This window comes from Streptomyces sp. NA04227, assembly GCF_013364195.1.
GTDB lineage: Bacteria > Actinomycetota > Actinomycetes > Streptomycetales > Streptomycetaceae > Streptomyces.
Genome location: NZ_CP054918.1, coordinates 40,395 through 57,651 on the forward strand (window position 1 = coordinate 40,395; position 17,257 = coordinate 57,651).

Below are 17,257 nucleotides of genomic sequence, written 5' to 3' on the forward strand. Positions count from 1 at the left end.
CCACGGCAGACGGCCTCCTAGCCTTGCTGCGCGCATGAGCGAGGGTGGTTCACCGGCAGCGGTTGGACCACCCTCGTACACTTGCCCCTCGATCAGCCCCACGGGGAGGTGCCATGCTGCGAGCCGCCGCCGACCCCGGTGTGCCACCCCCGCCGCACACGGCCACGACACCGTCCAGCCCACCGCCGGGCGTGGTCGGCGACCGCACCGGCACGCCCCCTTCTCCCCGGGACGAGCCGCCGGGCCCGGCCGTCGCCCCCTCGGCTCTGACACCGGCCCCCGCACTCACCTTTGCCAGCGCCCTGCGCGAGGCACTGCGCCGACGGGGGCTTCCGCTGCAACGGGTGTGCGACCGGCTGGCCGCCTGCGGCATCTCGGTCAGCCCGGCCACGCTCAGCCACTGGCAGCGCGGCCGCAGCTTCCCGGAACGGCCGCAGTCACTGCGTGCGGTACGGGAACTGGAGAACATCCTGGCCGTCGCGCCCGGCAGTCTCGTGAACCTCCTCCAGCCGCAGCGCCCACGAGGCAGGTCACGGACTGCCGTGCAGGACCTGTCGGTCTCCCGACGCGTCTTCCCACCCGGGTCGACGGTGGAGCGCGCCCTCGGCCCGGCCTTCGAGCACTTCAACCGGGACATCACTGCGCTGTCCATCCACGAGACCGTGTGGGTGGGCCCCGACCGAAGCGTGCGGCGGGTCTCCGTGACCCAGGTCCTGCGCGCGCTGCGCGACGGTCCGGACCGGCTCACCCTCGTGCACCAGGTGGACGAAGGCGTCCCGCCTGATGTGAGCATCACCGTGCAGTGCGGCGCGCTCGGTCCGGTCCGCAAGGACGAGGGGCTGCGCTGCGTGGTCGCCGACATCCTGCTCGGACGCCACCTGCTGCGCGGCGACACGGCGGTGATCCGTTACGACATGAGGGTCCCTTCGGGCCCGATACCCAGCGCCTCGTACGAACGCCGCATCCGTATGAGTCTGCGCGACTACCTGTTGCACGTGTGCTTCGATGCCGCAGCCCTGCCGGTGAGTTGCCTCAAGTTCTACCGTCGGCGCACCGACACCAAGCGGGAGCACACCGCCCGGGTGGCGATCGACCCCTCGCACACGGCCCATCTGCACCCGGCCAAGTGCACCCCCGGCGTGTACGGCATGGCCTGGGAGTGGCCGAAGTAGAAGTGGTGGGCGAAGCCGCGAACCGATTGAGACCGGTGTACGGCGACTCGCTCTCCTACGTAGCTATCAACGCGCCGTCACGCCGGACCCTCCCAGGCCGAAGAACTGCGTGATCCAGTGGCTGGAGCAGATCGAGTCCAGGAAGTAGGCGGCATTGGTGCTGCCGCACTGCTCGCCACCGCTTCCCCGATCGACCGGGGTGCCGTGCCCGATGCCCGGGACCCGGTTCACCTCGATCGCCGTCGAGCCGTCCGCTGCCAGGTACTCCTCGTGCTTGGTGGCGTTCGGGCCGATTGTCGAGGTGCGGCCCGGTGTCTGGGACAGACCGTGCAACGCGGTCCACTGGTCGCGCAGTTCGTCGGCGTTGCGCGGGGCGACGGTGGTGTCGTTGTCGCCGTGCCAGATGGCGACGCGTGGCCATGCACCGGTCCATGAGGGGTTGGCGGCACGGACCTGCTGCGCCCACTGTTCCGGAGTCTTGTCGGTTCCGGGGTTCATGCACATGTACGCACTGGCGACGTTCTTGGCGCAGCCGTAGGGCAGACCGGCGACGACCGCTCCGGCCTTGAAGACGTCGGGGTATGTGGCGAGCATGACCGAGGTCATGGCGCCGCCGGCGGACAGGCCGGTGACGTAGGTCCGCTGGGCGTCCGCACCGTAGGCGGAGACGGTGTGAGCGGCCATCTGCTGGACCGAGGCGGCCTCGCCCTGGCCCCTGCTGGTGTCACTGGGCTGGAACCAGTTGAAGCACTTGTTCAGGTTGTTCGTGGACGTGGTCTCCGCGAACACGAGCAAGAAGCCGTTGCGATCGGCGAGTTCGGGCAGACCCGAGTTGTCGGCGTAGGTCTGTGCGTCCTGCGTGCACCCGTGCAGCGCGAACACCACCGGCGGGTTCGCGGGCAGGGAGTCGGGCTGGTACACGTACATGTTCAACTGGCCCGGGTTGTCGCCGAAGTTGGTGACCTTCGTCAGGCCGACTGCAGCGTCCGTGGCCTGCGCCGGGCTGTGCGTGGCCCCTGCCAGGACAAGGGCCACGACGGCTGCGAAGCGGGACAGTTTCCCGCGCTGGGAGCGCCCCGCAAGACGCGACAGCGGGTGGACGGGGGGCGACTGCATAACGGCTCCTTCGGTGTCATGTGGAAGGGCATCGGGGCGCTCCCTGTGCGCGGATCAGCGGGAGTTCCCCGGTGCCAGGCACCGTAGGGGCGGCTCAGCGCGCGACGGTATGGCACGGAGCACCACACCCAGCAGGGTGCGATGTGCCTCCCGCGTAGGTTGCGATACCCGTCAACCTCCGGTAGCCAGTCGCCGGTTGGCCTCTCCAGATGCGCTGGAACGAGCAGCTCGGCAGCCGTGGCGGCGCGCACGTCGTCGACGCTCACTCCAGGGGCGAGTTCGGCCGGTCGAAGCCGTCGGAAGTGATGTCACCGCATCACTTGTCCGGCTTGGTCAGCACTCGTTCGGCTTGGTCAGCACTCTTTCGGTTTGGCCAGTGCCTTGCGTTTCCTCCTGCGCCGGGTACGCGCCCGTTGTTCCGGATCGAGGGTTCGCACTGTCCCGGGACTGTCGCCTGTCGGTCGCCCAGACGGCCAGCGCGCAGGCCGCGAATGCGGCCCCGAGGAGACTGGAGCCCGCCCAGCCGTGGGCGGTGAAAACAGCGGTGGTTGCGGCCGCGCCGAGGGCGGAGCCGAGCGAGTAGAAGACCATGTAGCCGCCGATGACGCTGCTGACGCGATCCGGGTGCGCGGCGGTGAGCAGGTGCTGGTTGTTCACGTGCACCGCCTGGACGGCGAAGTCGAGAACCACGATTCCGGCGAGGGGGAGCCACAGTGACCACGGCAGCTGCGCGATCGCTGCCCACGAGAGGAGGAGCAGGGTGAGCGCGAGACCGGTGACCGGTGCCGCCCGTCCCGCATCCGCCCACCGTCCCGCGCGTGCCGCGCCCAGTGCTCCGGCAAGACCGGCGATGCCGAACAGTCCGATCTCACTCTCGCCCAGCTGCCACGGCGGGTCCGCCAGCGGCAGGGACAGTCCGCTCCACAGGGTTCCGAACGATGCGAACAAGAAGAACGCGATGAGCCCGCGCGTCAGGAAGATGCGCTGCCCGAACAGTCCGCCGAGTGAGACGACGACCTGCCTGTATCCCGCAGGCGGGTTGGCGCGCTCCTCTGACGGCAGTACGGCGAGGACGAGGGCTGCGAGCGCGAGTGACAGCACGGCGAGCACCGCATAGACGCTTCGCCAGCCCCACACCTGGGCGAGTGCGCCGGTGACGGCCCGCGCGCCCAGGATGCCGACCACCACACCCGAGGTCACAACGCCGATGTTCCGTCCGCGTTCGGCGGGCGGCGAAACCGATGCGGCGTAGGCCACCGTGGTCTGCACCACGACCGCGAACACCCCGGCCGTCGCGAGCCCCGCGAACGCCACCCATGCGGCCGGCGCCGAGGCCGTCAGGATCATGCCCCCTGCGGTGACCACCAGGTGCACGGCGATGAGCCGGCGCCTGTCGACCACATCACCGAGCGGCACCAGCAGCACCAGCCCTGCCAGATAGCCGAACTGGCCGGTCGCGACGATCCACCCCGTGAGTTCCGCCGGCACACCGAGATCGCACCCCATCGGCCCCAGTACCGGCTGCGCGGCATAGATGCTCGCCACAGCGACACCGCACACCACCGCGAGCAACAACCGCCGCCATGCGTCCATCGCACCCCAACCCCAATCAGTAGCAATTTGCAACCGATTCGGACCGTACGGCATGATGGTTTCAATCCGCAACTCATTGGGAGGTGTCATGCCGCGCACCACCACGAGCGCCCCGGACCCCGACTGGACCGACCCCGACTGCCCCGTCGCCCGCACGCTCGACCTCGTCGGCGACCGGTGGAGCCTTCTCGTCATCCGCGACGCGATGGACGGGGCACGCTCGTTCACCGAGTTCCAGCGACGCACCGGCATCGCCCGCAACATCCTCACCGACCGCCTCCGCAAGCTCACCGCTCACGGACTCCTCGCCCAGCGCACCGCACCATCGGGCCGCCGCCAGGAGTACGCGCTCACCAACGCCGGCCGCGCCCTCTTCCCCGTCATCCTCACCCTGCGGCAGTGGGGAGAACGCCACGCCTTCGCCCCCGGCGAGACCCATTCCGTCCTCGTCGACCAGCACGGCACCCCTGTGCCGGAATTCGCGCCGGCCGGCGCCGACGGCACCCTCCTCGACACCGACACCACCCACGTGCAGAAGACCCGATAGAAAGCAGACCCCCGCCACCTTCAGACCTCGCAGACACCCCGCCGCCCACACGCCCGCCAAAGGAGGCGGCAGCACAGAAGCCGCAGCCGCAGCCAGCCACCGCGTGACAGCCGCTGCCTGCCCTCACGGATGCGCAATCGGAGGTGACTTCCGTGAGGCGGCCGAGACGTTCGTACTAGGCACGGACCGTGCGGGCGCTGCGCCCTGGGCGCAGCGGCAGTGCCTTCCAACCGGGCGGAAAGCTGCCGCTCGGCTTCCTCAAGAACCTCACCCGGCCGCTTGCGGGGGAAGGCCGCGGACAGACGCTTCCCGCCCACACCCCGGCGTGAGGGATGCCGTGTTACTGCGGCCGAGTCACTGGGTGGCCGACCCGGACTGAGCGTCTCCCCTGTGGATTGCCATGGCTGCTCTGCGACTGTCGAACAAGCTCCGGAGCGATTCCTGGACGGCTTCCCGATCCAGATACGTTTCCTGCGCCAGAAGCAGGCGGGATCCGGCTTCCACCTCACCCCATGCCCGTCGGCTTTCCCTGTTGGCTGCGCGCCTCACGTCACTGCGCAGAAAGTTGGCCCCTGCCGAGAACCCGGCGGAGACCAGGGCCAGCAACGCCGCGGGGACACGGGCATCCGCCGACGCCAGCCCAGCAGCTCCGGAGATGCCGGCGAGTACCGCCGCCGGGAAGCCGAGCGCGACGTCGACGGTCGACCAGAAGCGCACTCGTAGATGGGCGCCGCGCACTCGACGCTCCGCTTCCTCCAGCAACCGTTCGACCTCAACTCGCAGGCGCGTCCCTTGCGCTGACGAGTCGTCATGATGGTGCGTGCTCCCCCCGGCCACGACCTCAGGATCTCAGTCAAGGTGCCACAGCGATAGGTGACGGCTCGAACGATCACGTTCGCGTTCGGCGCCGGGTAGCTGGCTGGCGGAACGCCAGGGCGGCCAGGGCGGGGATGCCCTCGACCCACACGCTTCAGTGGAGTGGGTGCGTGATGGGTCATCTTCCTGGCCGTTTGACCAACCGATAGGTTCGCTTGCATGAGATCACCACAGGCGGACGTGCATCATTCGGCCTCGTCCTGGCGGCAGCCGTGTCCTCCAGCGGTCTCCGTGGAGCGCAGCCTGCTGATAGAGCAGCTGGCCAAGAGGGTCCTCGCTCTCGGTCAGAACCGCCTGCTCGTGAGGATCGACGGCTTCACCGCTGCCGGGAAGACGAGCTTCGGACATGAACTGGCCGAGCGCATCAGTGCTGCGGGGCGGCCGGTGCTCCGGGCGACTCTCGACGACTTCAAGAAGCCGTGGAGGGACAGGCATCTCTATGACCGAGAGACTGGTGAGGGGTACTACCGCAACGCGTACGACTACGAAGCGGTCAAGCGCCTGCTCCTGGATCCCTGCCGGTCATCTCACGCGACATCCTGCGCCCTGTGCAGCATCGACCCATTGACTCAGCGAGATCACTCGTCCGAAGTGACGTCACTCGATGCGGACGCGGTGCTGATCGTGGATGGTGTCTTCGCCTTCCGCCCCGAGATCAATGAGTTCTGGGACTTCCGCGTCTGGCTGCAGGTGGACGCGGAGCTGTCTGTCCAGCGAGGTGCCGAGCGTGACCAGGACTGGGCAGGATCCGAAGCGGAGTCGATCCACCGCAACAGATACTTGGTGGCTGAGCGCATCTACCTTCAGGAAGTCGACCCCTTGCCGATGATGGACGTTGTCATCGACAACTCGGTCTTTGAGCGTCCGCGGGTTGTGACACTGTGACGTGAGCGAGTGAGCCGCCTGCTCCCGGTGCCCTCGGCTCAGATCGTCGGAGCCCTTCGTCTTCGTCCACTGGGCTGGTCCACTGAGGCTGTTTGCGGGTGAGCCGCCAGGTCATCACGGTGATGAGTGACCAGGTCAGGAGTGCTTCTGCGCTGCGAAGAGGCCGTTCTCGCGTGCCTCGACGGCGAGTTGGTGCACCTGGACTGCTGTCACCGTTCTTCGTCGCCCCGGGGTTCGATGCGAAAGTCGAAGGCAAGGGTGCCGGGGTCGAGTGCCGTCGCCCCGCCGTCGACGGTCAGGACCGCGCCGTTGACATACGAGGCGGCGGGGGAAAGCAACCAGCTGATCGCCTCCGCCACCTCGCGCGGCTCACCCGGACGCCCCAGAGGCAAAGGCCGGGTCGCCTCCTCGTAGGCGGCCTCCGTGCCGCTGTCCCCCAGTCCAGCCTCTGCGGCGAAGCGCGTCATCCTCCGGTCGGCCATCTCGGTGCGCACCCAGCCCGGGCACACGATGTTGGCACGCAGCCCCTGCCGTCCGTAGTCGACGGCCAGGGAGCGGCACAGTTGCAACATGGCTGCCTTGGACGTCGCGTACGCGGCATTGCTCGCGCCATTGCGCAGGGCGGACACCGAAGCCACGGCGACAACCGTTCCACGCGTCTTGAGCAGGTGAGGGATCGCCGCACGGAGGAGCAGAAGAGGACCGGTGACGTTCGTTCGCATCACATCCTCCCAATCCTTGAGCGACAGATCCCCCACCGCACCACTACGGCCGATGCCCGCGTTGAGGACGAGCCCGTCGAGTCGACCGAACGACGTCAGAGCCGCGTCGACAAGGCCGACAGCGGCATCCGGGTCACCGACGTCGGACGGGTGGGCCAGCGCTCCGGTCTCCTCCGCCAGACGCCGCAACGGCTCGGGCCGCCGCCCGGAGACAACCACCTGGTGCCCGGCCTCCCTCAACAGCCGGACGCATGCGGCCCCGATGCCCGTACCCCCACCGGTCACGATGACAACTCGCTGCTCCGCCATGCCTGTTCAGCCTCCTGCCACTGCGACACCGCTCGGAGCCCTTGATCGTAGCCAACAGCACTTCCAACTTGGTGTCCGCCCCAACTCCCGACCCGCTGACAGCTTCGGGACGACGGCCGGGGAACGGACAACGGCCGAAGTCGCACTGGCAGGAACCGAACCCGGACCCGGTCTCTACCGGAAACGGACTAACGCCGCTCTTCGCGGGCTGGCGTCGGCACGGCCGACGGCTGCCACTCCCGCCTGAGCAATCCGAACACCCACGAGTCGGATACTTCGCCGTTCACGACGCAGTCTTCCCGCAGCGTCCCTTCACGTACGAAGCCGACCTTCTCCAGAACCCGGGCGGACGCCACGTTGCGCGTATCCGTCTCGGCCTGAACTCGATTCAGGTCCAGTGTGTCGAAGGCCCACTGCAGCACGGCGTGTGCCGCCTCCGTCGCGTAGCCGTGGCCCCACATCGCCTCGTCGAGGACGTAGCCCAATGACGCGCTGCGGTAGTCCGGGTTCCATCCGGTCAGACCGCACCAGCCGACGAAGGCCCCGTCAGAAGCGCGGTCGATGGCCACCCGCGCCCCGGTCCCTTCATCCTCCATCGTTCGGCACATCGCGATGAAGCGGTCGGCGCGGGCCCGTTCGGTCCATGGCGGGGAGTCCCAATAGCGCATCACGTAGGCGCTGCTGTGCAGCGCGAACAGGGGGTCCCCGTCGGCTTCGGTGAAGGGGCGCAGTCGCAGGCGAGCGGTGTGCAGCGTGGGGGTGGCCAAAGTCATGCGCACCATCTTGTGTCCTCATGGGGCGGGCGGGACACCGAATATCCGCTCGCCCTCTCCACCTCGACACCAGCGCCGGTGGCACCCGCAGCACAGCTGGTGGCTACGCCTCACCGCGCCCTGACAACACCGGCCCCAACCGCACCAACTCCATCCCCTCCACTCGCTCCTTATCCGTCACCACATCCAACTCACGCACCCAACCCCCCTCCACCACGAACACCATCACCCGCAAGCCGCCATCGCCCTGCTCCCCCACCACTCCCACGGCACCATCCACCAACGCCAACCAGGCCGACTTCAACAACGCGGCAAAACCAGCAGCGCCCTTCGCCACCGACACCCCGCCCCGCGCCACCACCACCCCATCCGCACGCGCCACCGCACCCGGGTCCAGCACCGCCAACAAACCCTCAAAATCCCCCTCCCGCGCCGCCAACAAGAACGCCTCCACCACCACCCGCTCCGACACACCACCCCCCACCGAAACCCCGCCACCCGACCTCACCCGACGACGTGCCCGCGAAGCCAACTGCCGCGCCGCAGCGGGACTCCGCTCCACCACCAAAGCCACCTCGTCAAACGGCACCCCAAAAACATCATGCAAAACAAAAGCCAACCGCTCAGCCGGATCCAACGCCTCCAACACCACCCACAACGCCTCACCCACTGAATCCGACAACAACACCCGCTCCTCCGGGCCCTCCCCACCCAAACCCCCGGCCCCCAAGGCAACTCCAACAACCCCCGGAGCGGCCCCCGCAACCCCCTCCAACGAATCCTCACGACGCGAACGACGCTGCCGCAGCATGTCCAAACACACCCGTCCCACCACCGTCGTCAACCACCCCCGTAAATTCGCAATTCCCCCCTCATACGACCCATACGAACGGGACAAACGCAACCAACACTCCTGCACCGCATCATCCGCCTCCGCTCCCGAACCCAACAACCGAAAGGCCACCCCCCACACATAACCCCGATGCTCCTCAAACCGACCCGCCAACCACTCGACACCAGTCACAACACACCCCCACCAAATCCAAGAAACCAAGAAACCAAGAAACAACAACAGACATAAGGCGCAACAAGCACCAAGCACTACAGGCACTACACATCAAAGCCCGAAGGCAAATCCTCACCCCCACAGCATGCACAAAACCAACCCACCCAAAAACCACCCGCACCCGGTCCGGCCAGCGAAACCGAGCCGGTCACGCCGCCCACAGCTCACGTAACCAGCAACCGACGACCGGCGAAGTGCGGATGCGAAGCTCCGGCGCGGGCAGAGGCGAAGTTCCGGGCACGGGGGCCACTCACCAAGCCACACCCGCAACATCACCCACCCCGCCAAGCCCAACCTCCCCACCCCGCCGCCTCAATACGCCCCCGCGCCAGGCCATCCAAGTCCCATGCCGTAGCAGGCGGAAGCGGTCGCACAGCTCGCGGTAGAGCAGCTCCTCATACGAACCCTGCCGCCGACATCGAGCAAGGAACCCCGACACCGGGACACCGGGACACCGGGACACCGGGACACCGGGACACCGGGACACCGGGAATGAGGAAGCACGGGGAACCCCCGGAAAAGCACTCAAGCAACCATCAAGAAAACCTCAGGCGACACCCACAACAATCACCCACAACAACAACCCCCACCACACCCCACATCCCCCACAAACCCACCAAGGAGCCCCACCTCATGATCACGCTCGACCTCACCGACCGCACCGCACTCGTCACCGGCTCCACCGCCGGCATCGGCAAAGCCACCGCGCACGAACTCGCCGCCGCCGGCGCCACCGTCTACGTCAACGGCCGCACCGAACAACGCGTCCACGACGCCATCAAAGACATCCACGAAACCCTCCCCCACGCCCAACTCCACCCCGCTCCCGGCGACATCACCACCGAAGAGGGCATCAGCGCCATCACCCAAGCCCTCCCTCAGACCGACATCCTCATCAACAATGCCGGGACCGCCGAACTCGGCAGCATCACCGAACTCGACGACGCCCAATGGCACCACCTCTGGAACCTCAACGTCATGAGCGGCGTCCGCCTCTCACGCCACTACCTCCCCCACATGAAAACCAAGAAGTGGGGCCGCGTCATCTTCGTCAACAGCGCCAGCGCCCAAGAAATACCACCCCACATGATCCACTACGGCACCACCAAAACCGCCCAACTCGCCCTCGCCCGCGGACTCGCCGAAACCTACCCAAACACCGGAATCACCATCAACAGCGTCCTCCCCGGACCCACCCACAGCGAACTCACCACCCGCTACTTCAGCTACCTCCAAGAACAACAGCCCGACACCCCCCTCCACCAAATCGAGCAAGAATTCCTCAACGCCCACCACCCCCACTCCCTCCTCGGCCGCTTCGCCGAAGCCGAAGAAGTAGCCCACCTCATCACCTACCTCGCCTCCCCCCTCTCCACAGCAACCAACGGTGCCGCACTCCGCGTCGACGGCGGCACCCTCCACAACCTCACCTGAACCACACCCCAAAACCGCAACAACAAAAACAGGAACCGCAAAGGAGCTCGCCCTCGGCTTCACCAACCCCGAGCGGCGGGCTCCCGCGAGTTGTCGGCAAGCGCGTGCCTCCATCCGCGCGCCAGGCACCCAACCCCGTGCCAGTTCCACCGCCACGCGCCCAACTCCCGCACTTCGGCCTCTCTGCGCCACGAATTCCCGTCAATCTTCCACTTCAAGTGGATGCCGGGATTCGGATTTACGGATGGCGGCTCAGCTGCTTCCTCCGCACTTCCCCTCTCACTCGATTGCGTTTCCTTATCGCCACGCCCCGCAACCCAGCCGACCCGACACCGTCTTCCCAGGTCAGACCCCCTGCTGCGGGCAATTCGGTCCTGGCCGCGCCCTTTTCGGTTAACCGGCCGTACACACACCCCTGTTGCGCTTCTGCTGTCCGGCGGCAATTCCGTTGCCGAATCAGGAGTGCGAGAGGGAGCGGGGCGCATGAGTCGTATTCAACTGGAGGGAGTTACCAGGCAGTTCGGCTCGGTGACCGCTGTCGACGACATCTGGCTCGATGCCGAGGACGGGGACTTCCTGGTACTGCTCGGGCCGAGTGGCTGTGGGAAGTCGACGTTGTTGCGGATGATCGCGGGGTTGCTGCCGCCGACCGGGGGCCGGGTGCTTCTGGACGGTCGCGACATCACCCACACTCCGCCGCGGGGCCGTGACCTCGCCATGGTGTTCCAGAGTTACGCGCTCTACCCGCACCTGTCCGTGGCGCGCAACATCGGCTTCCCGCTGCGCTCGCGCGGCTGGTCCAAGAGCCGGATCAAGGCGAAGGTGCAGGAGGTCGCGGGCGTTCTCGACCTCGACGGGCTGCTCGACCGCCGGCCGAAGGAGCTCTCCGGCGGGCAGCGTCAACGCGTGGCGCTGGGGCGTGCGTTGGTGCGCGACCCGGGGGCGTTCCTCATGGACGAGCCCCTGTCCAATCTGGACTCGAAGCTGCGGGCCACGACCCGCGCCGAGATCTCCGCGCTGCACCGGCGACTCGGCGCGACCTTCCTCTACGTCACGCACGACCAGGTCGAGGCCATGACCATGGCTACCAAGATCGTGCTCCTGAACAACGGCAAGGTGGAGCAGGTCGGCACCCCGGAGCAGGTCTACGACGAGCCCGCCTCAGTGTTCGTCGCCGGGTTCCTCGGTTCGCCCGCGATGAATCTTCTCGAGGCGAGCGTCCAGGCAACCGACGGTGTGCTCTCGGTACGCGGCAGGGGCTTCCACCTCCCACTCGGCATCGACGCCGACGTGCCTTCGCGCCCGGTGACCCTCGGCGTCCGGCCGGAACACCTCACCCTGACGGCGCCCCGCGACGCCACCATCCGCGGCCGCGTACACAGCGTGGAGAACCTCGGCAGCGAGGAAGTCGCCCATGTCCACGTGGGCGAGGCGCGCCTGTGTCTGCGCGGCCAGCGGCCCCTGGGCCTTCGCGCCGGCGATCCCGTTCCGCTCACCGCACAGCCCCAGCATCTGCACCTCTTCGACGCCACGAGCGGACGCCGCCTCGCCTGGGAAACCACGCACGCCACCGCGTCCGCGCCCGCCGCCACCTCCGCCTGACCCTCACCTCCCCACCCCCCTCAGTACCCGTCACCCCCCGCCCCGCCCTTCCCTTCCTCCCCTCACCTCCCCTCCCCTCCCCTCCCCGCAACAAGGAGCACCACCCCATGAGAACAACCAGAACAACCCTCCTGGCCAGCGCCGTCATGGCAGTCGTGGTCGGTCTCGCCTCGGGCTGCAGTCTCGGTAGCAGTGCGTCCGGCGACGACGCGCCGGTGAGTCGTGTGCCCGAGCTCAAGGACGGCCAGAAGGTCTCCCTCGTACTGGAGAGTTACAACTTCGGGCAGGCGGGCCCGTGGACGGACACGTTCAACGAGCTGCTCGACAAGTTCCACAAGGCTCATCCGGACATCAAGGTGACCGGGCAGAAGCCGCAGGGGAACAGTGCGAACCCGGCCGCGGACACGGTGTCGAGTCTGCAGAGTCAGCTCGCGACCGGGAACGCGCCGGATGTCGCCCAACTCGGCTTCAGCGACCTCGACTTCACGGTGAACCAGCTCAAGGCGGCGCCGTTGGACGACCTGGTCGGCAAGGACGAGGTGCAGAAGAACTTCGACGGGGCGAAGTACCCGTACGGGAAGACGGTGCGCACGCTGGGCGACTGGGACGGCAAGACCTACGGTGTGCCGTTCGTGCTGTCCACGCCGGTTCTGTACTACAACTCCGCGCTGTTCGAGAAAGCGGGCCTCGACCCGCAGAAGCCGCCGACGACATGGGCGGAGGTGGAGCGGGCCGGGAAGGCGATCAAGGCGAAGACCGGCAAGGACGGGGCCTATGTCGACTGTCTGACCAAGATCGCGAAGGACTGGTGCTTCCAGGCCCTGGTGCGCTCCAACGGCGGCGGTGTGCTTTCCCAGGACCGTAAGTCGCTGCGGTTCGCCGAGCCCGCCGTCGTCGAGACGGTACGGACGATGCAGGGCATGGTCCGCGGGGGCGCGATGCCGAACCGTACGCAGCAGCAGGCGGTCGAGGGATTCGCGCGCGGTGACCTCGGGATGATCCTCGAATCCAGTGCGATGCAGGGCAACTTCGGCAAGGGCGCCGAGGGCAAGTGGAAGCTGCGGGCCGCGCCGATGCCGACGTTCGAGGGCAAGCGGTCCGTGCCGACCAACTCCGGGGCCGCGCTGTTCGTCTTCGCCAAGGACCCCGCCAAGCAGCGGGCCGCGTGGGAACTCATCAAGTTCCTGACCAGCGAGGAGGCCTACACGACCATCGCGACCAAGATCGGGTACCTGCCGCTGCGTACCGAACTGGTCGACGACCCGGCCGCGTTGAAGCCGTGGGCGGACAAGAACCCGCTGATCAAGCCGAACCTGGAGCAGTTGGCGCGGATCGAGCCGTGGGTCTCGTTCCCCGGTGCGAGCTATCTGCAGGTACGCGACGGCATGATGGAGGCCGTCGAGAACGCGGTGTTCCAGGGCGCGGACCCGAAGGCCACGCTGCGGGCCCGCCAGGACGAGGTGGCGAAGCTGATCGCGGGTGGCGGCCGATGACCGGCGGCGACCGGCCGGACCTGACGCTGATCCAGCTGTCCGACACCCACATCGTGCCCGAGGGCCAGTTGATGCACCGCACCGTCGACACGATGGCGAATCTGGTCGCCGCGGTCGAGACGGTGGAGGCGTCGGGCATCCCGGTCGCGGCGTTCGTCCTCAGCGGTGATCTGACCGACAGCGGGCGGGCGGGCGCGTACCGGCGGCTGCGTTCGGTGGTGGAACCGGCGGCCGCGCGCATGGGCGCCGAGGTGGTGTACGCGACCGGCAATCACGACGACCGGGCGGCGTTCCGCACCGAACTCCTCGACGAGGCTCCTTCCGCGGCGGACTACGACGTGGTGCGGATGATCGGCGGACTGCGGGTCGTCGTACTCGACAGCACCGAACCCGGTCGGCACGAGGGGCATCTGTCGCAGTCCCAACTGGACTGGCTGGCCGAGGTGTTGGCCGAGCCCGCACCGCTCGGGACGCTGCTTGTGACCCACCATCCGCCGCTGCCGTCGCCGGTGCCGACCGTGCATCTGCTGCGGATGCGACGCGGCGGCGACGGGCTGGCCGCCGTCCTCGCCGGCAGCGATGTGCGCATGATCGTGACCGGTCACGCGCATCACACCGGATGTGGCGCGCTCGCCCGGATACCGGTGTGGGTGGGCCCCTCCACGGCGTACGGCGTGACCGTCGTGCCGCCCGAGGGCAGGCTGCGGGCCGACGCGGATGCCGCGTTCAGCCGTATCGACGTGTTCGGGGACCATCTGGTCGCGACCGCCGTACCGATGTCGCGCGCCGCCTCGGTGTACGACGTCGAGGAGGCCGAACGGCTGGGATACGTCCGCGAAGTGGTCGGTTCGTGGTGAGCGGATCCTTTGTGGAGGTGAGTGTGGCACGGCCGCGGACTGCCGCGGCCGTGCCCGCCGCCCGGCCCGCCCGGTGGCGCCGGGTGTGCCGGGCGGCGCCGCCGTACCTGTATCTGGCGCCCGCGCTGACGATGCTGGTGGTGTGGACGTACCAACCGCTGGCCCAGACCGTGGAGTTGTCGTTCCACTCGTGGAACCTGCTGCCGACCTCGCCGATGCGGGAGGTGGGCACGGCCAACTACGAGCGGCTGCTGACGACGCCGGACATGGGCGCCTCGGTGTGGCGCACGGTGCTGGTCATCCTCGGGCTGCTGCCGTTCACGGTGGTCGTTCCGGTGGTGGTCGCGCTGCTGTCGCGGCGGGTGAAGGGGCGGGCGGGCGCGGCGTACCGGGCGATGGTGTTCGCGCCGATGCTGGTGGCGCCGGTGGCGGGCGCGGCGGTATGGCAGTGGCTGCTCGATCCGGGCTCCGGCGCGGTCAACTCGGTACTCGGCACCCGGATCAACTGGCTGCACGAGTCGGGTCCCGCGCAGCTCGCGATCATCGTGATCACCGGCTGGCACATCGTCGGCTTCGCGGTGCTCGTGGTGTCGGCCGGGCTGACCGGCATCAATCCCGAGTACGCCGCGGCCGCGCAGGTGGACGGGGCCTCCCGGTGGCAGATCCTGCGGTGGATCACGCTGCCGATGCTGTCGCCGACGGTGATGTTCCTGGTCCTGATGACGGTGCTGCTCTCCGCGCAGTGGACGTTCCCGCTCATCGACACGCTCACCCAGGGCGGCCCGGCGGAATCGACGACGACCGTCTACTACCTGCTCTGGGACTACGGGTTCCACAGTTACGACGCGGGCCTCGGCGCCGCCGCGGGAGTGCTCTTCTTCCTCGGCTTCGTACTGGTCGCCGCCGTCCTGGTGTGGCTCTCGGACCGGCTCAGCCACTCCGACGACTGACCGCAGACGACTGACCGCATTCGACAACCGACCGAAAGGAGGGACAAACCATGCGTGTCCGCGCCGAGTCCGACGATCCCGTCGGCGACCGTGGCACCGGGCGCAGGATCGTCGGGCACCTGGTGCTCGCGTTGACGAGCCTGGCCTGTCTGTTCCCGATCTACTGGCTCTACGCGACGTCCCTGCGCGCTCCCGGTGACGTGTACTCGCTGTCGCCCGTGCCGTGGCCGTTGTCGCTGGAGCACTACCGCGAGGCGATCGCCAAGACCGACATGGTCAGGATGCTGGTCAACACCGCCGTCATCGCGGTGCTGACCGCGCTCGGCCAGTTGCTCACGGGCCTGCTCGCGGCCTACGCGTTCGCCGCCTGGCGGTTCAGGTTCGAGCGCCTGCTGCATCTGGCGTTCGTCGGCACCTGGCTGGTCCCCTTCCAGGTGACCATGCTGCCCAACTACGTACTGCTCTCCGAACTGGGTCTGCTCAACACCCTGGCCGGGGTGATCGTGCCGTCGCTGGTTTCGGCACTGGGCGTACTGATGCTGCGGCAGCACCTGATGAGTTTCCCCAAGGAACTCCTGGAGGCCGCCCGGATGGACGGGCGCGGTTCCTGGAACATCCTGTGGACCGTGGTCGTCCCGACGCTGCGGCCGGTGCTCGCGGCGCTGGGCATCCTGCTGGTCATCACCGCGTGGAACGAGTACTTCTGGCCCGCGATGGTGATGCAGCGCAGCAACGGCGTGGTGCAACTGGGGCTGCGCAGCTTCATGGGCACCGAGGGCAACGACTGGGGGCCGCTGATGGCCGCGTCCGGGATGACCTGCCTGCCGGTGTTCGCGCTGTACCTGTTCCTGCAACGGCACATCGTGAACGCCTTCGTCCGCTCGGGACTGAAGTAGTCAGCTCCCGTGCATGAGGTGGGCGGCTGGCAGGCAGTCGAGGAACGCGTCCACCAGGGGCGCGCGGTCGGAGTCGGCCCACACGGCGTACAGGTCCAGCGTGGGGACCGGGTCGTAGAGCCGCACCACGGCGGTCTGCGGACCGCCGTGTGCGGCCACGGCCAGTCGTCCGCGCGGCTCGGAGGCGAAGCCGACGACCGGCCGGACGGAGGCCAGGATCGCCGTAGCACCCGGGTCGTCGACCTCCTCGGCCACCGTGAGCTCGATGCCGCACCGCTCGGCCGCGGAGAAGATCGCGTCGTACATCGCCGTCGACTGGGCCCGGTCGAAGAGGATGCACGACTCCCCGGCCAGGGCACCGAACGGGACCCGGTCGTGGCCCGCCCATCGGTGCTTGGTGCCGACGACGGCGACGAGCGGGACCCGCAGCAGGTGCCGGTGACGCAGCTTGGTTCCGGCCGGTTTGCCGTACACCATGGCCACGTCGATGTGCCCCTGCGCGAGGGCGGCGAGCTGCGGTCCTGTGCGCATCTCGCGCATCTCGACGTCGATCGCGGGATGACGCGCGGCGAGGGTGGTGAGCGTGTCGGGCAGAACGCGCTGGAACGCGGGGAAGTTGTAGCCGACGCGGACGGTGCCCGCCCGGCCGGCGGCCGCCGCGCGTGCGGTACGGGCCGCGCGCTCGACCCGGGCGACGATGTCGCTGGCCTGTTCGCGGAAGACCACCCCGGCGGGCGTGAGCCGTACCTCGTGGGAGTTCCGGGCCACCAGCTCGACGCCGACCGAGCGCTCCAGGCGTTGCAGGTGCTGGCTCAGGGACGGCTGTGCCAGATGCAGCCGCGCCGCGGCACGGCCGAAGTGCAGTTCCTCCGCGATCGCGAGGAACGAGACCAAGTGACGCAGTTCCATTGTCCGTCCTCCCTCACCGCGGCCAGTTTCGCCACCTCGCCGAGCGCCCCGGTGAAC

16 protein-coding genes are annotated in these 17,257 nt (G+C 68.2%); 9 read left to right on the forward strand and 7 right to left on the reverse strand.

From position 1 onward, the window contains the following. The first annotated feature begins 113 nt into the window (after positions 1–113). Positions 114–1,172 carry a helix-turn-helix transcriptional regulator gene (locus HUT18_RS00190; protein ID WP_254878355.1) on the forward strand — a complete coding sequence of 353 codons (1,059 nt, stop codon included), beginning with the start codon at positions 114–116 and terminating at the stop codon, positions 1,170–1,172. A gap of 66 nt (positions 1,173–1,238) precedes the next feature. Here the strand turns inward: HUT18_RS00190 and HUT18_RS00195 are convergent, their stop codons facing one another. Further along, positions 1,239–2,288, reverse strand: a complete 1,050-nt coding sequence (locus HUT18_RS00195; RefSeq protein WP_176096665.1) for a PHB depolymerase family esterase — start codon at positions 2,286–2,288, stop codon at positions 1,239–1,241. 333 nt (positions 2,289–2,621) lie between these two features. Next, entirely contained in the window at positions 2,622–3,881 is a 1,260-nt protein-coding gene (locus HUT18_RS00200) for an MFS transporter (RefSeq protein ID WP_176104201.1), read from the reverse strand. Between the two features lie 88 nt (positions 3,882–3,969). Between HUT18_RS00200 and HUT18_RS00205 the strand changes: the two genes are divergently transcribed. Then, positions 3,970–4,428 carry a helix-turn-helix domain-containing protein gene (locus HUT18_RS00205; RefSeq protein WP_176096667.1) on the forward strand — a complete coding sequence of 153 codons (459 nt, stop codon included), beginning with the start codon at positions 3,970–3,972 and terminating at the stop codon, positions 4,426–4,428. Between the two features lie 354 nt (positions 4,429–4,782). Here HUT18_RS00205 and HUT18_RS00210 read toward each other — a convergent pair whose 3' ends face one another. Further along, entirely contained in the window at positions 4,783–5,190 is a 408-nt protein-coding gene (locus HUT18_RS00210; protein ID WP_254878356.1) for a hypothetical protein, read from the reverse strand. Positions 5,191–5,535: 345 nt separating this feature from the next. On the opposite strand from HUT18_RS00210, the gene HUT18_RS00215 reads away from it, so the two are divergent. Further along, entirely contained in the window at positions 5,536–6,189 is a 654-nt protein-coding gene (locus HUT18_RS00215; RefSeq protein WP_254878357.1) for a uridine kinase, read from the forward strand. A 209-nt stretch (positions 6,190–6,398) separates the two neighbouring features. On the opposite strand, the gene HUT18_RS00220 is transcribed toward HUT18_RS00215, so the two are convergent. From HUT18_RS00220 to HUT18_RS00230, 3 genes are all read right to left on the reverse strand, one after another. Continuing rightward, positions 6,399–7,220: an SDR family NAD(P)-dependent oxidoreductase gene (locus HUT18_RS00220; RefSeq protein WP_176096673.1), complete on the reverse strand. Its 822-nt coding sequence runs from the start codon at positions 7,218–7,220 to the stop codon at positions 6,399–6,401. Positions 7,221–7,408: 188 nt separating this feature from the next. Beyond that, positions 7,409–7,993, reverse strand: a complete 585-nt coding sequence (locus tag HUT18_RS00225) for a GNAT family N-acetyltransferase (RefSeq protein ID WP_176096675.1) — start codon at positions 7,991–7,993, stop codon at positions 7,409–7,411. A 103-nt stretch (positions 7,994–8,096) separates the two neighbouring features. Continuing rightward, positions 8,097–9,104, reverse strand: coding sequence for a sigma-70 family RNA polymerase sigma factor (locus HUT18_RS00230; RefSeq protein WP_368661497.1), 1,008 nt, complete (start codon positions 9,102–9,104; stop codon positions 8,097–8,099). Positions 9,105–9,692: 588 nt separating this feature from the next. On the opposite strand from HUT18_RS00230, the gene HUT18_RS00235 reads away from it, so the two are divergent. The 6 genes from HUT18_RS00235 (at position 9,693) to HUT18_RS00255 (ending at position 16,291) form a co-directional block, all read left to right on the forward strand. Continuing rightward, on the forward strand, positions 9,693–10,493 hold the full coding sequence (locus HUT18_RS00235; protein WP_217710452.1) for an SDR family NAD(P)-dependent oxidoreductase: 801 nt from the start codon (positions 9,693–9,695) through the stop codon (positions 10,491–10,493). A 483-nt stretch (positions 10,494–10,976) separates the two neighbouring features. Next, on the forward strand, positions 10,977–12,095 hold the full coding sequence (locus HUT18_RS00240; RefSeq protein WP_176096678.1) for an ABC transporter ATP-binding protein: 1,119 nt from the start codon (positions 10,977–10,979) through the stop codon (positions 12,093–12,095). A gap of 107 nt (positions 12,096–12,202) precedes the next feature. Then, entirely contained in the window at positions 12,203–13,588 is a 1,386-nt protein-coding gene (locus HUT18_RS00245; RefSeq protein WP_176096680.1) for an ABC transporter substrate-binding protein, read from the forward strand. Further along, complete coding sequence (locus HUT18_RS33210; RefSeq protein ID WP_217710453.1) at positions 13,585–14,445, forward strand: metallophosphoesterase; 861 nt, start codon at positions 13,585–13,587, stop codon at positions 14,443–14,445. The genes HUT18_RS00245 and HUT18_RS33210 overlap by 4 nt, the downstream gene beginning before the upstream one ends. Before the next feature lie 23 nt (positions 14,446–14,468). Beyond that, entirely contained in the window at positions 14,469–15,395 is a 927-nt protein-coding gene (locus tag HUT18_RS00250) for a carbohydrate ABC transporter permease (RefSeq protein ID WP_254878358.1), read from the forward strand. Between the two features lie 50 nt (positions 15,396–15,445). Continuing rightward, positions 15,446–16,291 (forward strand): carbohydrate ABC transporter permease, encoded by an 846-nt coding sequence (locus HUT18_RS00255; protein WP_176096684.1) that lies wholly within the window; start codon positions 15,446–15,448, stop codon positions 16,289–16,291. On the opposite strand, the gene HUT18_RS00260 is transcribed toward HUT18_RS00255, so the two are convergent. Beyond that, positions 16,292–17,200: a LysR family transcriptional regulator gene (locus tag HUT18_RS00260; protein ID WP_176096686.1), complete on the reverse strand. Its 909-nt coding sequence runs from the start codon at positions 17,198–17,200 to the stop codon at positions 16,292–16,294. It abuts the gene before it with no gap. Between the last annotated feature and the right edge of the window lie 57 nt (positions 17,201–17,257).